Below are 17,436 nucleotides of genomic sequence, written 5' to 3' on the forward strand. Positions count from 1 at the left end.
CTCAGTTCTCCTTGAACGGGAAGCCCAGGAGCTTGAGCAGCGCCCGGCCCTCGTCGTCGGTCGTGGCGGTGGTGACCACCGTGATGTCCATGCCCCGCTGGCGATCGATCCGGTCCTGGTCGATCTCGTGGAACACAGACTGCTCGGTCAGACCGAACGTGTAGTTGCCGTGCCCGTCCAGCTTGCGCCCGTCCAGGCCGCGGAAGTCGCGGATACGCGGCAGCGCGATGGAGAGCAGCCGGTCCATGAACTCCCACATCCGGTCGCCACGAAGGGTGACCTTCGCGCCGATCGGCATGCCCTCGCGGAGCTTGAACTGCGCGATGGACTTGGTCGCCCGCCGCACCTGCGGCTTCTGGCCGGTGATCGTGGCGAGGTCGCGGACCGCACCGTCGATCAGCTTGGCGTCGCGAGCAGCCTCGCCGACACCCATGTTGACGACGATCTTGACCAGCCGCGGCACCTGCATGGGGTTGCCGTAGCTGTTCTGCTCGCGCAGCTGGCCCACGATCTCGTTGCGGTACCGCTCCTTGAGGCGCGGCAGGGTCTTTTCGGTAGCCGTGGTCATCACAGGTCCTTACCGGTGCTACGCGCGATGCGGACCTTCTGGCCGTTGTCGTCGAACCGGTAACCGACACGGGTCGGCTTGCCGTCGGAGTCCAGGACCTGCACGTTCGAGACGTGGATCGGGGCCTCCTGAGTGACGATGCCGCCGGTCTTGGCGCCACGCTGGGTGGTGCTGATTCGAGTGTGCTTCTTGACCCGGTTCACGCCCTCGACCAGGACCTTGTCCTGCCGCGGGTAGGCCGCAATGACCTTGCCCTTGGCACCCTTGTCCTTGCCGGCGATGATGACGACCGTGTCGCCCTTCTTGACCTTCACGGTCACAACACCTCCGGCGCGAGGGAAATAATCTTCATGAACCGCTTGTCCCGCAGCTCCCGGCCCACCGGGCCGAAGATGCGGGTTCCACGCGGGTCCCCGCCGTCCTTGATGATGACGGCGGCGTTCTCGTCGAAGCGGATGTACGAGCCGTCCGGCCGGCGCCTCTCCTTGGCCGTGCGAACGATGACCGCCTTGACGACGTCGCCCTTCTTCACACCGGCACCCGGGATCGCGTCCTTGACCGTGGCCACGATGACGTCGCCGATGCTCGCGTAGCGCCGACCCGAGCCACCGAGAACCCGGATGCACAGGATCTCCCGAGCACCCGTGTTGTCGGCGACGCGCAGTCGCGACTCCTGCTGAATCACGTCTATCTCCTATGTCTGCCGGTTCTCCGGCCGCCGTAGCGGCCGGAGCCTGGCGGAACCTACGCCCGACGCAACGCCGGGCTCGAGCCTTCGCTACTTGGCCTTTTCCAGGATCTCCACGATCCGCCAACGCTTGGTGGCGCTCAGCGGCCGGGTCTCCATGATGAGAACCCGGTCACCGGTGCCAGCGGCGTTCTGCTCGTCGTGCACCTTCAGCTTGGCCGTACGGCGCATGATCTTGCCGTACAGCGCGTGCCGAACCCGGTCCTCGACCTCGACAACGACGGTCTTGTCCATCTTGTCGCTGATCACCAGGCCCTCGCGGACCTTGCGGCGCGACCGCGCGGCGGCGGTGGCGGTCTCTTCGGTCATGATGCAGTCACCTCAGTCGGCGCGGCCGAGAGCCCCAGCTCGCGCTCACGCATGATCGTGTAGATCCGGGCGATCTCCCGACGGATGACCTGCAGCCGCCGGTTGTTGTCCAGCTGCCCGGTTGCGGCCTGCACGCGGAGGTTGAACAGCTCCGCCTTGGCCTCCCGCAGCTTCGTGACCAGCTCCTCTTCGGAGAGCTCACGCAGCTCGGTCGCCTTAACGCCCGCTGCCATCAGGATTCACCCACTTCGCGCGTAACAATGCGGCACTTCATCGGGAGCTTGTGGATCGCGCGACGCATGGCCTCTCGCGCGGTCTGCTCGTTGGGGAAGGACATCTCGAAGAGAACCCGCCCCGGCTTGACGTTGGCGACCCACCACTCGGGCGAACCCTTACCGGAACCCATCCGGGTCTCGGCAGGCTTCTTGGTGAGGGCCTGGTCCGGGAAGATCGTGATCCAGACCTTGCCACCACGCTTGATGTGGCGAGTCATCGCGATACGTGCCGACTCGATCTGTCGGTTCGTCACGTACGCCGGCTCGAGAGCCTGGATCCCGAACTCGCCGAACACCACCCGGTTACCACCCTTGGACGCGCCACTGCGGTCCGGGTGGTGCGGCTTGCGGAAGCCCTTCGGGGGCTTGCGCGGCATCAGCATCTGTCAGCCCTCCTGCTGCGTTTCTGCCGGAGCAGCAGTGGCGGCGACAGCTGCGCTGTCGACCGGCTCGCCGCTCGGCGTCTCGGCCTGCTGCGCGATGGTGGTCGCAGCAGCCCGACCGGCCTCGGTGCCACCAGCCGTGGTGCCGGACGAACCCGACCGGCCACGGCGCGGACGCTCGGGACGGTCGCCGCGCTCACCACGACGCGGGCGGGACGGACCGGCCTCGGCCGGAGCCTCCCGGCCCGGGACGGCGTCGCCCTTGTAGATCCAGACCTTCACACCGATCCGGCCGAACGTGGTACGGGCCTCGAAGAAGCCGTACTCGATGTTGGCCCGCAGCGTGTGCAGCGGAACCCGGCCCTCACGGTAGAACTCGGTCCGGCTCATCTCGGCGCCGCCGAGGCGACCCGAAACCTGAACCCGGATGCCCTTGCAGACCGGGTTCTTCATCGCCGACTGCATGGCCTTGCGCATCGCCCGACGGAAGCTGACCCGGCTGGACAGCTGCTCGGCCACGCCCTGCGCGACCAGCTGAGCGTCCGACTCGGGGTTCTTCACCTCGATGATGTTCAGCTGAACCTGCTTGCCGGTGAGCTTCTCAAGCTCGCCGCGGATCCGGTCGGCCTCCGCACCCTTACGGCCGATGACGATGCCCGGCCGGGCGGTGTGGATGTCGACCCGGACCCGGTCGCGGGTGCGCTCGATGTCGACCTTGGAAATCCCGGCACGCTCGAGGCCCTTGGACATCATGCGGCGGATCTTGACATCCTCGCCGATGTAGTCCTTGTAGAGCTTGTCCGCGAACCAGCGGGACTTCCAGTCGGTCGAGATGCCGAGCCGGAACCCAGTGGGGTGAACCTTCTGACCCATTACTCGGCGTCCTCCGTCTTGCTCTGCGCTTCGGCCGGTGCGGCCTCCGTGGCCGGGGCGGCCTTCTTCGCCGCGGCCTTCCTCGGCGCTGCCGGCGCGACCGCTTCGACCGCCACAGTGATGTGGCAGGTGCGCTTGCGGATTCGGTACGCCCGACCCTGCGCCCGCGGCTGGAACCGCTTCATCGTCGGGCCCTCGTCCACGAAGGCCTCGCTGACGAGCAGCGCGTCGGGGTCCAGCCGCTCGTTGTTCTCCGCGTTGGCGATCGCGCTAGCGAGCACCTTGTACACCTGCTCGCTCGCAGCCTGCGGCGCGAACTGCAGCACCGTGAGCGCCTCCTTCGCGGGCAGGCCGCGGACGAGGTTGACCACCCGGCGCGCCTTCATCGGCGAGATGCGCACGTGCCGCGCAACCGCCCGCGCGCCCGGAAGCACCGGAGCGTCGCCCTTTCCTGGCATCGCTGTAACCCCTTGTTCCCTCTATCCGTATGCCCGCGGCGTCAGCGCCGACGGCTCTTCCGGTCGTCCTTCTCGTGACCCTTGAACGTGCGGGTCAGCGCGAACTCGCCGAGCTTGTGCCCGACCATCGCCTCGGTCACGAACACCGGGACGTGCTTGCGTCCGTCATGCACGGCGATCGTGTGCCCCAGCATCTCCGGGATGATCGTCGAGCGCCGCGACCAGGTCTTGATCACGTTCTTGGAGCCCTTGTCGTTCTGAACTTCCACCTTCTTGAGCAGGTGGTCGTCTACGAACGGGCCCTTCTTCAGGCTGCGAGGCATGTCTTATCTCCCTCAGCCGCGCTTACGCGTGGCGTAGCGGCGGCGGACGATCAGCCGGTCACTCGGCTGGCCCTTACGGCGGGTGCGGCCCTCGGGCTTACCCTGCGGGTTGACCGGGTGGCGACCACCGGAGGTCTTACCCTCACCACCACCGTGCGGGTGGTCGACCGGGTTCATGGCGACACCACGGACGGTCGGGCGCTTGCCCTTCCACCGCATCCGGCCGGCCTTGCCCCAGTTGATGTTCGACTGGTCGGCGTTGCCGATCTCGCCGATGCTGGCGCGGCAGCGCACGTCCACACGCCGGATCTCACCGGACGGCATACGCAGGGTCGCGTACGCGCCCTCGCGGCCGAGCAGCTGGATGCCGACGCCTGCGGAACGGGCCAGCTTGGCCCCGCCGCCCGGACGCAGCTCCACGTTGTGGATCGTGGTACCGACCGGGATGTTGCGCAGAGGCAGGTTGTTACCCGGCTTGATGTCGGCGCCCGGACCGGACTCGACGCGGTCGCCCTGCTTCATGTCCTTCGGCGCGATGATGTACCGCTTCTCGCCGTCGGCGTAGTGCAGCAGCGCGATGCGCGCCGTGCGGTTCGGGTCGTACTCGATGTGAGCGACCTTCGCCGGCACGCCGTCCTTGTCGACCCGCTTGAAGTCGATCAGACGGTACTGACGCTTGTGACCGCCACCGTGGTGCCGCGTGGTGATCCGGCCGTGGGCGTTACGCCCGCCCTTCTTCGGCAACGGAGCCAGCAGCGACTTCTCCGGCGTGGACCGGGTGATCTCGGCGAAGTCAGCGACACTCGAGCCACGTCGGCCCGGCGTCGTCGGCTTGTACTTACGGATAGCCATTGTCTACACCCCTCAGCTGACCGGGCCGCCGAAGGCCTCGATGCGGTCACCGTCAGCCAGCTTCACGATCGCCCGCTTGGTCGCCTTGCGCTGACCGAAGCCGGTCTTGGTGCGCTTGCGCTTACCCTGGCGGTTGAGCGTGTTGACCGTCAGGACGCGGACGTTGAAGATCTGCTGGATAGCGATCTTGATCTCGGTCTTGTTCGCGTCCGGGTGCACCAGGAAGGTGTACCAGTTCCGGTTCAGCTCGCTGTAGCTCTTCTCCGAGACGACCGGCGCCACAATGATGTCGCGCGGGTCGGCGATCGTGCTCACTTGCCACCCTCCTCGGTGGTCTCGGCGGGCACGCCCAGGAACTCGTCCAGGGCGTCCTTGGTGAAGACCACGTCGTCAGCCACGAGCACGTCGTACGTGTTCAGCTGGCCGGACTCGATCAGGTGCACCCGCGGCTCGTTGCGCAGCGACACCCAGTTCAGTTCGTCCGTGCTGCTCAGCACGACCAGGACCCGACGGGCCTCGGTGAGCTTGGTCAGCGTGGCCAGGGCCGCCTTGGTAGACGGCTTCTCGCCCGAGACGAACGCCTCGACGACGTGCACCTGCCCGGCGCGGGCCCGGTCGGAGAGGGCACCGCGAAGAGCGGCGGCCTTCATCTTCTTCGGGGTCCGCTGGCTGTAGTCGCGCGGCACGGGACCGTGCACGACGCCACCGCCGGCGAACTGCGGCGCGCGGATCGAGCCCTGCCGGGCGCGACCGGTGCCCTTCTGCTTGTACGGCTTCTTGCCGCCACCGGCGACCTCGCCGCGGGTCTTGGCCTTGTGCGTGCCCTGTCGGGCCGCCGCGAGCTGGGCCACCACGACCTGGTGCATCAGCGCGACGTTGGCCTGCACGTCGAAGATGTCCTCCGGCAGCTCAACGGAGCCGCTGGTGGTGCCTTCGACGGTGCGCACGTCAACGGTGGTCACTTGGCCGCACCGCCCTTCTTCACCTTGCTCTTGGCCGCGGTACGGACCAGAACGAGCGCGCCCTTGGGACCAGGAATGGCACCCCGGACGAGCAGCAGGTTGTTCTCGGTGTCGACCGCCTGGACGGTGAGGTTCTGCACGGTGTAGCGCACGCCACCCATCCGGCCGGCCATCCGGGTGCCCTTGAAGACACGACCCGGAGTGGCGCAGGCGCCGATGGAGCCGGGCGAGCGGTGCTTCCGCTCGACACCGTGGCTGGCGCGCAGACCGTGGAAGCCGTGCCGCTTCATCGGGCCGGCGTAGCCCTTGCCCTTGGTCTTGCCGGTGACGTCGATGGTGACGCCGGCCGGGAACTCCTCGACAGTGACTTCCTGGCCGAGCGAGTATTCCCCAGCGTCAGTGGTGCGCAGCTCGACGATGTGCCGGCGCGGCGCCACGTCCGCCTTGGCGTAGTGCCCGCTGATCGGCTTCTTGACCTTGCGCGGGTCGATGGTGCCGTACGCCAGCTGGACCGCTGAGTAACCGTCCTTCTCGGCGCTACGAACCTGGCTGATGACGCACGGGCCGGCCTCGACCACGGTCACGGGAACAACACGGTTGTTGTCCCAGACCTGGGTCATGCCGAGCTTGGCGCCCAGGATCCCCTTGACTTGCCTGTCCATTTGTCCGGTCCCTACAGCTTGATCTCGATGTCGACGCCAGCCGGCAGGTCGAGGCGCATGAGCGAGTCGACCGTCTTCGGGGTCGGGTCGATGATGTCGATCAGCCGCTTGTGCGTGCGCATCTCGAAGTGCTCGCGCGAGTCCTTGTACTTGTGCGGCGAGCGGATAACGCAGAAACGGTTGATCTCCGTGGGCAGCGGCACCGGGCCCGCGACCTGCGCCCCGGTGCGCGTCACCGTCTCGACGATCTTCCGAGCCGAGGAGTCGACGACCTCGTGGTCATAGGCCTTGAGCCGGATGCGGATCTTCTGTCCCGCCATGGTGGCTTCTGTTCCTTCTCTCGATGCCGCTGTGTTGCGGGCGCCTGCACCGGCTGGTGCAGGCCCACTTCGCCGACCCCCGCGGTCGGGCGTGTCGCGCCCTCGGGCCGGGCTCCGCCCCGTGGTTCCGGAGTGGTGCTGACCGCGCGGTGGGTCAAGGCGCCGATCGCATTACCGCGACCTGAACGCCGTGCGAGGGTGGTTGGCGACTGGGCCGCCAACCACCCTACGCTCGACTGCCTCGCCACCCGGAGGTTCAGCGAAAGCCGAACACAGGCGACGAACTGTCGTTACGCAACCTGACTAGTATGCCGCACGACCGGCGGCGGGTCTAATCGGGGTTACCTAGTTCACTTGACGATCTTGGTGACGAACCCGGCGCCGACGGTGCGGCCACCCTCGCGGATCGCGAACTTGAGGTTCTCCTCCATGGCGATGGGCTGGATCAGCTTCACCGACATGGACGTGTTGTCACCCGGCATGACCATCTCGGTGCCCTCGGGGAGGGTGACGACACCGGTGACGTCCGTGGTCCGGAAGTAGAACTGCGGACGGTAGTTCTGGAAGAACGGGGTGTGCCGGCCGCCCTCCTCCTTGGAGAGGATGTAGACCGTCGCCTCGAAGTCCGTGTGCGGGGTGTTCGAGCCCGGCTTCACGACGACCATGCCGCGCTCGACCTCGTCGCGCTTGGTACCACGCAGCAGCAGGCCGACGTTCTCACCTGCGCGGGCGTCGTCCAGGGTCTTCCGGAACATCTCGATCGCGGTGACCTTGGTCTTGAAGCTCTTCTCCTTGATACCGACGAGCTCAACATCCTCGTTCGGCAGGAGAACGCCGCGCTCCACGCGCCCGGTGACGACGGTGCCACGACCGGTGATCGTGAAGACGTCCTCAACCGGCATCAGGAACGGCTTGTCAACCTCGCGCTCCGGCTGCGGGATCGAGGTGTCGACAGCGGTCATCAGGTCCAGCAGCTTGCCGGTCCACTCGGGGTCACCCTCGAGGGCCTTCAGCGCCGAAACCCGAACGACCGGCAGGTCGTCACCCGGGTACTCCTGCGAGGAGAGCAGCTCGCGGACCTCGAGCTCGACGAGCTCCAGGAGCTCCTCGTCATCGACCATGTCGCTCTTGTTGAGCGCCACGACGATGTACGGCACACCGACCTGACGGGCCAGCAGCACGTGCTCGCGGGTCTGCGGCATCGGGCCGTCAGTCGCCGCGACCACCAGGATCGCGCCGTCCATCTGCGCGGCACCGGTGATCATGTTCTTGATGTAGTCGGCGTGCCCAGGGCAGTCGACGTGCGCGTAGTGCCGCGACTCGGTCTGGTACTCGACGTGCGCGATCGAGATCGTGATGCCGCGGGCCTTCTCCTCCGGCGCCTTGTCGATCTCGTCGAACGGCGTGTAGGGGTTCAGGTCCGGGTACTGGTCGTGCAGGACCTTGGTGATGGCCGCCGTCAGCGTCGTCTTACCGTGGTCGATGTGACCAATGGTGCCGATGTTGACGTGCGGCTTAGTCCGCTCGAACTTAGCCTTCGCCACTGGTGTCCTCCTGTGGACTTCTTGGTTCGTACGCCCGGCGCGCCGGTCGGCGCTTAGGACTCTGTCGACAGCCTTTCCGGCCTGACGGCCGGAGAGCCTTTGTGGGTTCTGCGGCGATGAAGCCTACAGGCCCGGTCTCACGCGATCCGATCGTGGTGGCCGCGGGCGGGTCAAACCTCCCGCGACCAACCACGAATCACCTGCTCAGGGCTTTATTCGCCCGTTGCCTTGGCGATGATCTCCTTCGCGACGCTCTGCGGAACCTCGGCGTAGGAGTCGAACTGCATGCTGTAGCTAGCCCGGCCCTGGGTCTTCGACCGCAGGTCGCCGACGTAGCCGAACATCTCCGACAACGGCACCAGGGCCCGGACGATGCGGGCGCCGCTGCGCTCCTCCATCGCCTGGATGATGCCGCGGCGGGAGTTGAGGTCACCGATGACGTCACCCATGTTCTCCTCAGGAGTGGTGACTTCAACGGCCATCATCGGCTCGAGCAGTGCCGGATCGGCCTTGCGGGCCGCGTCCTTCATCACCATCGAGCCGGCGATCTTGAATGCCATTTCCGACGAGTCGACCTCGTGGTACTGGCCGTCCAGCAGGGTCAGCTTCACGCCGACCAGCGGGAAGCCCGCCAGGATGCCGTACTGCAGCGCGTCCTGCGCACCGGCGTCCACCGAGGGGATGAACTCCCGGGGGATGCGGCCACCGCTGACGGCGTTGGCGAACTCGTAGGTCGGCGAGTCGTTGTCCAGCGGAAGCGGCTCGACGCTCACGATGACGCGGGCGTACTGGCCGGAACCACCGGTCTGCTTCTTGTGGGTGTACTCGACCTTGTCCACCTTGCGGCGGATGGTCTCGCGGTACGCCACCTGCGGCTTGCCGACGTTCGCCTCGACGTTGAACTCGCGGCGCATCCGGTCGACCAGGATGTCCAGGTGCAGCTCACCCATGCCGGAGATGACCGTCTGACCGGTCTCCTCGTCCAGCTGGACGCGGAAGGTCGGGTCCTCCTCGGCCAGGCGCTGGATGGCCGTACCCAGCTTCTCCTGGTCGGACTTGGTCTTCGGCTCGATCGCCACCGAGATGACCGGCTCCGGGAAGGTCATCGACTCCAGGATGACCGGGTTCGCCGGGTCGGAGAGAGTGTCGCCGGTGGTGGTCTGCTTGAGACCCTGCACGGCGATGATGTCGCCGGCCTGCGCCGACGGACGCTCTTCCCGCTTGTTGGCGTGCATCTGGTAGATCTTGCCGATCCGCTCCTTGCGGTCCTTGGTGGAGTTGACCACCTGGGAACCGGAATCGAGCGTGCCGGAGTAGACCCGCACGTAGGTGAGCTTGCCCAGGTGCTTGTCCGTCTGGATCTTGAACGCCAGGCCGGAGAAGGGCTCCGAGTTGGACGGCTTACGCAGCAGCGGGGTCTCGCCGTCGGTGGCCGTACCCTCGATCGCCGGAACGTCCAGCGGCGACGGCAGGAAGTCGACGACGGCGTCGAGCATGGGCTGGACGCCCTTGTTCTTGAACGCCGAGCCGCAGAGCACCGGGTTGGCCTTGCCGGCGATGGTGGCACGCCGGATGGCGGCCTTGATCTCCTCGACGGAGATCTCCTCGCCCTCCAGGTACTTCTCCATCACCGCGTCGTCGACGTCGGCGAGGGTCTCCATCAGCTTCTCGCGCCACTCGGCTGCGGAGTCGGCCAGGTCGGCCGGGATCTCCTCAACCGCGTAGTCCTCACCCTTCTGGGTCTCCCCGCGCCAGGTGAGGGCGCGCATGCCGATCAGATCGACGACACCGATGTGGTCGCCCTCGAGCCCGATCGGGATCTGGAGCACCAGCGGGGTGGCGTTCAGCCGGTCGATCATCATCTGCACGCAGCGGAAGAAGTCGGCGCCGGTCCGGTCGAGCTTGTTGACGAAGCACATACGCGGGACGTTGTACTTGTCGGCCTGCCGCCAGACGTTCTCCGTCTGCGGCTCCACGCCGGCGACACCGTCGTAAACCGCGACCGCACCATCCAGGACCCGCAGCGACCGCTCGACCTCGACCGTGAAGTCGACGTGGCCAGGCGTGTCGATGATCTGGATCGTGTGGTCTTTCCACTCACACTTGGTAGCAGCGGAGGTGATGGTGATACCACGCTCCTGCTCCTGCTCCATCCAGTCCATGACGGCAGCGCCCTCGTGGACCTCACCGATCTTGTACGTGATGCCGGTGTAGAACAGGATTCGCTCGGTGGTCGTGGTCTTACCGGCATCGATGTGCGCCATGATGCCGATGTTGCGTACCTTGGCGAGCGCGTCTGCGGCGGCCACTTCAATCCCTACTTATCGTCGTCTCGACTCAACTGGTGGCGGTTCCGGCGCCCGGAGGCGCCGGAACCAGGGTGTTACCAGCGGTAGTGCGCGAAGGCCTTGTTCGACTCGGCCATCTTGTGCGTGTCCTCGCGCCGCTTGACGGCGGCACCGAGGCCGTTGCTCGCGTCCAGCAGCTCGTTCATGAGCCGCTCGACCATGGTCTTCTCGCGGCGGGCACGGGAGTACGTGACCAGCCAGCGCAGGCCCAGGGTGGTCGCCCGGGTCGGGCGGACCTCGACCGGAACCTGGTAGGTGGCGCCACCGACACGACGGCTACGCACCTCGAGGGTCGGCTTGACGTTGTCCATCGCCCGCTTGAGGGTGACGACCGGGTCCGTGCCGGACTTCTCGCGGCAGCCCTCGAGGGCCGCGTACACGATGGACTCGGCGAGCTGACGCTTGCCGCGGAGCAGGATCTTGTTCACCAGCTGGGTGACCAGCGGCGAGTTGTACACCGGGTCAGCGACCAGTGGCCGCCGCGGAGCGGGTCCCTTACGCGGCATGTCAGCTCTTCTCCTTCTTCGCGCCGTAACGGCTGCGCGCCTGCTTGCGGTTGCGGACACCCTGGGTGTCCAGCGAGCCGCGAACGATCTTGTAACGCACGCCGGGGAGGTCCTTCACCCGGCCACCGCGAACGAGCACGATCGAGTGCTCCTGCAGGTTGTGACCGACGCCGGGGATGTAGGCGGTCACCTCGATCTGGCTGCTGAGCTTCACGCGAGCGACCTTGCGCAGCGCCGAGTTCGGCTTCTTCGGGGTGGTGGTGTACACGCGGGTGCACACGCCGCGCCGCTGAGGGGAACCCTTCAGCGCCGGGGTCTTGGTCTTGGTCGTCTTCGCCTGGCGGCCCTTTCGGACCAGCTGCTGGATCGTGGGCACCGGGTTTCTCCGCTCCCTTCGGCCGCATCCGCGGCCGCGCCGTCTGCTCGTTAGCCGGCCTGATGACCGGCTCTCCTACATTCCGACCAGGGTCGCCTTGCGGAGACCCCGGCACCCGCGGTCGGGCGTGTCGCCCTCGTCACGGCCCCGTTGCGACGCTCTCGCGTGCGTACCGGGTTTTGTCACCGGCGCGCGGGTCGCCCCGCCCCGGATCCTTGGCTTGTCGTGCCGCCGCCCGTAAGCCGGAAACAGCGCACGCACGAGTTGCCCGGGCATGCCCGGGCACAAGGGGAAAGAGTACCTACCACAACCGCCCAGGTCAAAACGGAATGGCCCGGCGACTTGTTCACACCCGCCGGCCGGATCTCGTCCTGCCCCGTCGCCCGCGATGGGCACCTACGAATACAAGTGTACCGGCTTCCCCGCAGAAGCACCCATCGCCCCCGGGGGGACCGGAAGCCTTCCGCGGGAAACCCCCGTCAGGTGCCGAATCTATCGGTGACAACCCTCACGTCAGGGTCAGCAGCAGGGCGAGACCCAGGCCCAGGAGGCTGAGCAGTGCCCCCGCCCCACCGCAGCAGATCCCGGCCATCGCCAGCCCCCGGCCGGTGAACTGGACTGCTGAGGGCGCGACCGGCCGACGGATCTGCCGCCGGGCGAGCAGCCCGATGACGACCGCCGCGCCGCCGGCCAGCACACCCAGCGCGGTGAACGCTCCGGACGCCCAGGCCCCGCCGTCATTCTTGAAGGCCACGCCGAAGCAGATCACCAGCAGCGAGACCAGGACCGAGGCGACCCCCGCCACCAGCGCCCCGATGGCCAGCCCGGAGGTGACCGGCGCCACGTCCAGGTGCACGACGCCGAACGGCGTACCCGAAACCGTCTCCACCCGCTTCGGCGGCCGGCGTTGGTCGTCGGTGGGCGGCGGTACCGAACGCCCCTGCGCACCACCCCACCCGGGAGCGTGCCCCGGCGGCGGGCCCCACCCGGACGGCACACCGGGACCGGAGGACGGTGGACCCCACCCGTACGGCGCTCCCGGTCCACCCCCGGGCGGGCCCCAGCCGTACGGCACACCGGGCCCCGACGAGGGCGGGCCCCAGCCCGGCGCGGCACCGGGCGGCGGGCCCCAGCCGTGCGGCGCACCAGGCCCCGACGAGGGCGGACCCCAGCCGTACGGCACACCGGGACCGGACGGCGGCGGGCCCCAGCCAGGCGGCGTCGAGGCCGGCGCGCTGGAGACCGGGTACGGCTGCGCGGAGCCGGGTGCCGTGGTCGGACCCCAGCCGGGGTGCGGCGCCGGAGGGCGCGGCGCGGCCGGGGTGGACACCTGTGGGTGTGGCTCGCCGCTCGGGCCGGGTCGCGCCCAGTCACTCGGCTCGGACGGAGGGGCCGGCGGGTCCGGAGGGCCGGCCGGTTCGTCCGCAGGGGGCCGCGCCGGTTCCGTCACGAGGTCCTCCTGTCGAAAGGCCGCCACCGCCACACGGCGGACATCGGCCAGGTTACCGTCGCGAGCGCCGTCGCCCGCGCCGGGCGCGGCCACCGGCGACTCAGTCCATGTTCGCCGGGTAGTCGTGGCCGAACGGTGCGCCGGCCAGACGGACCACCCCGATGACCACCACGGCCACCACGCTGACCGCGACCAGCACCAGGCCGGCCCAGGCCATCCACTCCCCCCGCCGCAGCCAGACGCTGCCGGTCAGGAAACCCCCCGAGGCGTACGCCTCGCGGCGCGCCTGCCGGGCCAGTTGCAGGGCCACCGTGGCCGGCACCACGCCACCGATGAACAGCCCGGTCAGCATGCCGATCAGGCCCAGCGCGAAGACCGCCCGTGCCTTCGTGGCGCGGGCCGGGTCCGGGTCCAGCGGGTGGCGCAGGCCCTGCTGGGCGACGGACACCTGCCCGGGTGCGGTCGTCATCCCCCCATCATGCCGAACCCGGCCCGGAGGTGGGTGGGCACGGACACGACGAGGCCCCCGGCTTTCACCGGGGGCCTCGTCGTGTGACTGGTGCTTAGCGGTACGACCCGAAGTCGAAGTCGTCCAGCGGCACGGCCTGCCCGCTGGCCGGCCCGAACCCGTAGTCGGTCTCCGGGTAACCGGTCATCGAGTAGACCTTGGCCTTGGCCTCCTCGGTCGGCTCGACCCGGACGTTGCGGTACTTGCTGATGCCGGTACCGGCCGGGATGAGCTTTCCGATGATCACGTTCTCCTTGAGGCCGACCAGCGAGTCGCTGCGCGAGTTGATCGCAGCGTCGGTCAGCACCCGGGTGGTCTCCTGGAAGGAGGCCGCCGAGAGCCAGGAGTCGGTGGCCAGCGAGGCCTTGGTGATACCCATCAGCACCGGACGACCAGCGGCGGGCTCGCCGCCCTCCGAGACGAGCCGGCGGTTCTCCGACTCGAACAGCGCCCGGTCGACGAGCACACCCGGCAGGAACTCGGTCGAGCCGGAGTCGATGACCGTCACCCGCTTGAGCATCTGGCGAATGATGATCTCGATGTGCTTGTCGTGGATGAGCACACCCTGCGAGCGGTAGACCTCCTGGACCTCACTGGTCAGGTGGACCTGGACCGCCCGCGGACCCATGATCCGCAGAAGCTCGTGCGGGTCGATGGTGCCCTCGGTCAGCTTCTCGCCGACCGCGACGTGACCGCCGTCGTGGGTCCGGAGCTTGACCCGCTTCGAGATCTTGTCGTAGACGATCTCTTCGCTGCCGTCGTCCGGCACCACGATGATCTTGCGCGAGCGCTCGCCGTCCTCGATCCGGATCCGGCCGGGGGTGTCGGCGATGGGCGCCTTACCCTTCGGGACCCGAGCCTCGAAGATTTCCTGAACACGCGGCAGACCCTGGGTGATGTCCTCACCCGCGACACCACCGGTGTGGAAGGTACGCATCGTCAGCTGCGTACCCGGCTCACCGATGGACTGGGCGGCGATGATGCCGACCGCCTCGCCGATGTCGACCGACTTACCCGTCGGCAGCGACCGGCCGTAGCAGGCCGCGCAGACGCCCAGCTTCGACTCGCAGGTGAGCACGCTGCGCACCCGGACAGTCTCCACACCAGCGGCGACGATCTTGTCGACCCCGATGGAGTTGATGTCCTGACCGCGCTCGGCCACCACGGTGCCGTCCGGCCCCTTGATGTCGTCGGCGAGGGTACGGGCGTGCACGCTGGTCTCGGCGTGGGTGTGGACGACGAGCTTGCCGTCCAGCTTCTCGCCGATCTGCATCGGGATCGCCCGGTCGGTGCCGCAGTCCTCTTCGCGGATGATGACGTCCTGCGAGACGTCCACCAGACGACGGGTGAGGTAACCCGAGTCGGCGGTCCGCAGCGCGGTGTCGGCGAGACCCTTACGGGCACCGTGCGTGGAGATGAAGTACTCCAGCACGGACAGACCCTCCCGGTAGCTGGCCTTGATCGGCCGCGGGATGATCTCGCCCTTGGGGTTGGCCACCAGACCACGGATCGCCGCGATCTGCCGGAGCTGGAGCAGGTTACCGCGGGCACCCGAGTTGATCATCTTCCACAGCGGGTTCTCCTGCGGCAGCGCGGTGTCCATCTCCTTGGCGACCTCGTTGGTCGCCTTGGTCCAGATCTCGATGAGTTCGCCGCGACGCTCCTCGGCGGTCATCAGACCACGCTGGTACTGCTTGTCGATCTGGTCGGCGTCCTTCTCGTACCGCGCCAGGATCTCCGCCTTGCGCGGCGGAGCGATGACGTCCTCCATACCGATCGTCACGCCGGACCAGGTGGCCCAGTGGAAACCGGCCTCCTTGAGCCCGTCCAGGGTGGCGGCCAGCGCCACCTTGGGGAAGCGCTCGGCGAGGTCGTTGACGATCGCGGAGAGCTGACCCTTGCGGATCTCGTAGTTCACGAAGCGGTAGCCCTGCGGCAGCGTCTCGTTGAACAGCACCCGACCCAGGGTGGTCTCCACGGTCAGCGGGTCACCCTCGACCCAGCCCTCCGGGGCGGTCCACGCCTCGGAGCCAGCGCCGTTGTCGACACCGATCACGCCACGAAGGCGGATCTTCACCGGCGCCTGCAGGTGCAGCTCGCCGTTGTCGAAGGCCATCCGCGCCTCGGCGTCCGAGCTGAACGCCCGGCCCTCGCCCTTCTCACCGTTGGTGCGGTGGGTGAGGTGGTAGAGACCGATGACCATGTCCTGGGTAGGCATGGTGACCGGCTTACCGTCGGCCGGCTTGAGGATGTTGTTCGACGACAGCATCAGGATCCGCGCCTCGGCCTGAGCCTCGGCGGACAGCGGCACGTGCACCGCCATCTGGTCACCGTCGAAGTCGGCGTTGAACGCGGTGCAGACCAGCGGGTGGATCTGGATCGCCTTGCCCTCGACCAGCTGCGGCTCGAAGGCCTGGATGCCCAGGCGGTGCAGGGTCGGTGCACGGTTGAGCAGCACCGGGTGCTCGCCGATGACCTCTTCCAGCACGTCCCACACGACCGGGCGCTGACGCTCGACCATCCGCTTGGCGGACTTGATGTTCTGTGCGTGGTTGAGGTCGACCAGCCGCTTCATCACGAACGGCTTGAACAGCTCCAGTGCCATCTGCTTGGGCAGACCGCACTGGTGCAGCTTGAGCTTCGGGCCGACCACGATGACCGAACGGCCGGAGTAGTCGACGCGCTTGCCCAGCAGGTTCTGGCGGAACCGGCCCTGCTTGCCCTTGAGCATGTCGGACAGCGACTTGAGCGGGCGGTTACCCGGGCCGGTGACCGGCCGGCCGCGACGGCCGTTGTCGAACAGTGCGTCGACGGCCTCCTGGAGCATCCGCTTCTCGTTGTTGACGATGATCTCGGGCGCGCCGAGGTCGATCAGCCGCTTGAGACGGTTGTTCCGGTTGATCACGCGGCGGTACAGGTCGTTCAGGTCCGAGGTCGCGAAGCGGCCACCGTCGAGCTGCACCATCGGGCGCAGGTCCGGCGGGATGACCGGGACGCAGTCCAGCACCATGCCGAGCGGCGAGTTGCGGGTGTTCAGGAACGCCGCGACGACCTTGAGTCGCTTGAGCGCCCGGATCTTCCGCTGGCCCTTGCCGGACCGGATGGTCTCCCGCAGGCTCTCGGCCTCGGCGTCGAGGTCCATGTTCTGGACCAACGCCTTGATCGCCTCGGCGCCCATGGACCCGGTGAAGTACTCACCGAACCGGTCGCGCAGCTCGCGGTAGAGCAGCTCGTCGGTGACCAGCTGCTTCGGCTCCAGCTTGCGGAAGGTGTCCAGCACCTCGTCCAGGCGGTCGATCTCGCGCTGGGCCCGGTCGCGGATCTGGCGCATCTCGCGCTCTCCGCCCTCCTTGACCTTGCGCCGGACGTCCGCCTTGGCACCCTCGGCCTCCAGCTCGGCCAGGTCGGCCTCGAGCTTGGCGGCCCGCTTCTCGATCTCCGAGTCGCGGCTGTTCTCGGACTGCCGCTTCTCGGCCAGGATCTCGTTCTCGATCGTCGAGAGGTCACGGTGACGCGACTCCGCGTCCACGCTCGTCACGACGTACGAGGCGAAGTAGATGATCTTCTCGAGGTCCTTGGGGGCGAGGTCCAGCAGGTAGCCCAGCCGGCTCGGAACGCCCTTGAAGTACCAGATGTGGGTCACCGGAGCGGCGAGCTCGATGTGCCCCATCCGCTCACGGCGGACCTTGGAGCGAGTCACCTCGACGCCGCAGCGCTCACAGATGATGCCCTTGAACCGGACGCGCTTGTACTTACCGCAGTAGCACTCCCAGTCCCGCTGCGGACCGAAGATCTTCTCGCAGAAGAGCCCGTCCTTCTCCGGCTTCAGGGTGCGGTAGTTGATCGTCTCAGGCTTCTTGACCTCGCCGTGCGACCACTGACGGATGTCGTCGGCGGTGGCGAGACCAATGCGCAGCTCGTCGAAGAAGTTGACGTCGAGCACTATGTCCCCTATGTCGTCGTCTGTACTG

General features: G+C 67.7%; 21 protein-coding genes. All 21 read right to left on the reverse strand.

Going from position 1 to position 17,436, the window contains the following annotated elements; translation table 11 throughout:
- Position 1: 1 nt before the first annotated feature.
- Complete coding sequence (rplE, locus tag ACQP0U_RS29085) at positions 2–568, reverse strand: 50S ribosomal protein L5 (protein ID WP_433313230.1); 567 nt, start codon at positions 566–568, stop codon at positions 2–4.
- On the reverse strand, positions 568–888 hold the full coding sequence (gene rplX, locus ACQP0U_RS29090; protein WP_030489591.1) for a 50S ribosomal protein L24: 321 nt from the start codon (positions 886–888) through the stop codon (positions 568–570). Before rplX ends, rplE begins: the two co-directional genes overlap by 1 nt.
- Positions 885–1,253 (reverse strand): 50S ribosomal protein L14, encoded by a 369-nt coding sequence (gene rplN / locus ACQP0U_RS29095; RefSeq protein WP_023358185.1) that lies wholly within the window; start codon positions 1,251–1,253, stop codon positions 885–887. The genes rplX and rplN overlap by 4 nt, the downstream gene beginning before the upstream one ends.
- 93 nt (positions 1,254–1,346) lie before the next feature.
- Positions 1,347–1,625, reverse strand: a complete 279-nt coding sequence (gene rpsQ, locus ACQP0U_RS29100) for a 30S ribosomal protein S17 (RefSeq protein WP_030489590.1) — start codon at positions 1,623–1,625, stop codon at positions 1,347–1,349.
- The gene (gene rpmC, locus ACQP0U_RS29105) at positions 1,622–1,858 is read right to left on the reverse strand and encodes a 50S ribosomal protein L29 (RefSeq protein ID WP_007465283.1); all 237 of its coding nucleotides are present in this window, start codon (positions 1,856–1,858) and stop codon (positions 1,622–1,624) included. The genes rpsQ and rpmC overlap by 4 nt, the downstream gene beginning before the upstream one ends.
- Positions 1,858–2,283 carry a 50S ribosomal protein L16 gene (gene rplP / locus ACQP0U_RS29110; protein ID WP_053653940.1) on the reverse strand — a complete coding sequence of 142 codons (426 nt, stop codon included), beginning with the start codon at positions 2,281–2,283 and terminating at the stop codon, positions 1,858–1,860. The genes rpmC and rplP overlap by 1 nt, the downstream gene beginning before the upstream one ends.
- Positions 2,284–2,286: 3 nt before the next feature.
- Positions 2,287–3,156 carry a 30S ribosomal protein S3 gene (gene rpsC, locus ACQP0U_RS29115; protein ID WP_091402401.1) on the reverse strand — a complete coding sequence of 290 codons (870 nt, stop codon included), beginning with the start codon at positions 3,154–3,156 and terminating at the stop codon, positions 2,287–2,289.
- Positions 3,156–3,614, reverse strand: a complete 459-nt coding sequence (gene rplV / locus ACQP0U_RS29120; RefSeq protein ID WP_007465297.1) for a 50S ribosomal protein L22 — start codon at positions 3,612–3,614, stop codon at positions 3,156–3,158. The genes rpsC and rplV overlap by 1 nt, the downstream gene beginning before the upstream one ends.
- A 41-nt stretch (positions 3,615–3,655) precedes the next feature.
- Positions 3,656–3,937 carry a 30S ribosomal protein S19 gene (gene rpsS, locus ACQP0U_RS29125; RefSeq protein WP_007465299.1) on the reverse strand — a complete coding sequence of 94 codons (282 nt, stop codon included), beginning with the start codon at positions 3,935–3,937 and terminating at the stop codon, positions 3,656–3,658.
- 12 nt (positions 3,938–3,949) lie between these two features.
- Entirely contained in the window at positions 3,950–4,789 is an 840-nt protein-coding gene (rplB, locus tag ACQP0U_RS29130) for a 50S ribosomal protein L2 (protein WP_030329891.1), read from the reverse strand.
- Positions 4,790–4,801: 12 nt separating this feature from the next.
- Positions 4,802–5,104, reverse strand: coding sequence for a 50S ribosomal protein L23 (rplW, locus tag ACQP0U_RS29135; protein WP_007465304.1), 303 nt, complete (start codon positions 5,102–5,104; stop codon positions 4,802–4,804).
- Complete coding sequence (rplD, locus tag ACQP0U_RS29140; protein ID WP_030489587.1) at positions 5,101–5,751, reverse strand: 50S ribosomal protein L4; 651 nt, start codon at positions 5,749–5,751, stop codon at positions 5,101–5,103. Before rplD ends, rplW begins: the two co-directional genes overlap by 4 nt.
- Complete coding sequence (gene rplC, locus ACQP0U_RS29145) at positions 5,748–6,413, reverse strand: 50S ribosomal protein L3 (protein ID WP_030329888.1); 666 nt, start codon at positions 6,411–6,413, stop codon at positions 5,748–5,750. Before rplC ends, rplD begins: the two co-directional genes overlap by 4 nt.
- 11 nt (positions 6,414–6,424) lie before the next feature.
- On the reverse strand, positions 6,425–6,733 hold the full coding sequence (gene rpsJ, locus ACQP0U_RS29150; RefSeq protein WP_007073037.1) for a 30S ribosomal protein S10: 309 nt from the start codon (positions 6,731–6,733) through the stop codon (positions 6,425–6,427).
- 350 nt (positions 6,734–7,083) lie between these two features.
- The gene (gene tuf, locus ACQP0U_RS29155; RefSeq protein WP_433313234.1) at positions 7,084–8,277 is read right to left on the reverse strand and encodes an elongation factor Tu; all 1,194 of its coding nucleotides are present in this window, start codon (positions 8,275–8,277) and stop codon (positions 7,084–7,086) included.
- Positions 8,278–8,489: 212 nt separating this feature from the next.
- Positions 8,490–10,586 carry an elongation factor G gene (gene fusA / locus ACQP0U_RS29160; RefSeq protein ID WP_355580501.1) on the reverse strand — a complete coding sequence of 699 codons (2,097 nt, stop codon included), beginning with the start codon at positions 10,584–10,586 and terminating at the stop codon, positions 8,490–8,492.
- A gap of 74 nt (positions 10,587–10,660) precedes the next feature.
- Positions 10,661–11,131 (reverse strand): 30S ribosomal protein S7, encoded by a 471-nt coding sequence (gene rpsG, locus ACQP0U_RS29165; protein WP_007465317.1) that lies wholly within the window; start codon positions 11,129–11,131, stop codon positions 10,661–10,663.
- A 1-nt stretch (position 11,132) separates the two neighbouring features.
- Positions 11,133–11,507: a 30S ribosomal protein S12 gene (gene rpsL, locus ACQP0U_RS29170; RefSeq protein WP_007465318.1), complete on the reverse strand. Its 375-nt coding sequence runs from the start codon at positions 11,505–11,507 to the stop codon at positions 11,133–11,135.
- A 508-nt stretch (positions 11,508–12,015) separates the two neighbouring features.
- Positions 12,016–12,396 (reverse strand): hypothetical protein, encoded by a 381-nt coding sequence (locus ACQP0U_RS29175; RefSeq protein WP_433321256.1) that lies wholly within the window; start codon positions 12,394–12,396, stop codon positions 12,016–12,018.
- A gap of 661 nt (positions 12,397–13,057) precedes the next feature.
- Entirely contained in the window at positions 13,058–13,426 is a 369-nt protein-coding gene (locus tag ACQP0U_RS29180) for a hypothetical protein (protein WP_433313238.1), read from the reverse strand.
- 94 nt (positions 13,427–13,520) lie between these two features.
- Positions 13,521–17,408 carry a DNA-directed RNA polymerase subunit beta' gene (locus ACQP0U_RS29185; protein ID WP_433313241.1) on the reverse strand — a complete coding sequence of 1,296 codons (3,888 nt, stop codon included), beginning with the start codon at positions 17,406–17,408 and terminating at the stop codon, positions 13,521–13,523.
- Positions 17,409–17,436 lie beyond the last annotated feature (28 nt).

The organism is Micromonospora sp. CA-269861 (genome assembly GCF_050948505.1).
Taxonomy (GTDB): Bacteria; Actinomycetota; Actinomycetes; order Mycobacteriales; family Micromonosporaceae; genus Micromonospora.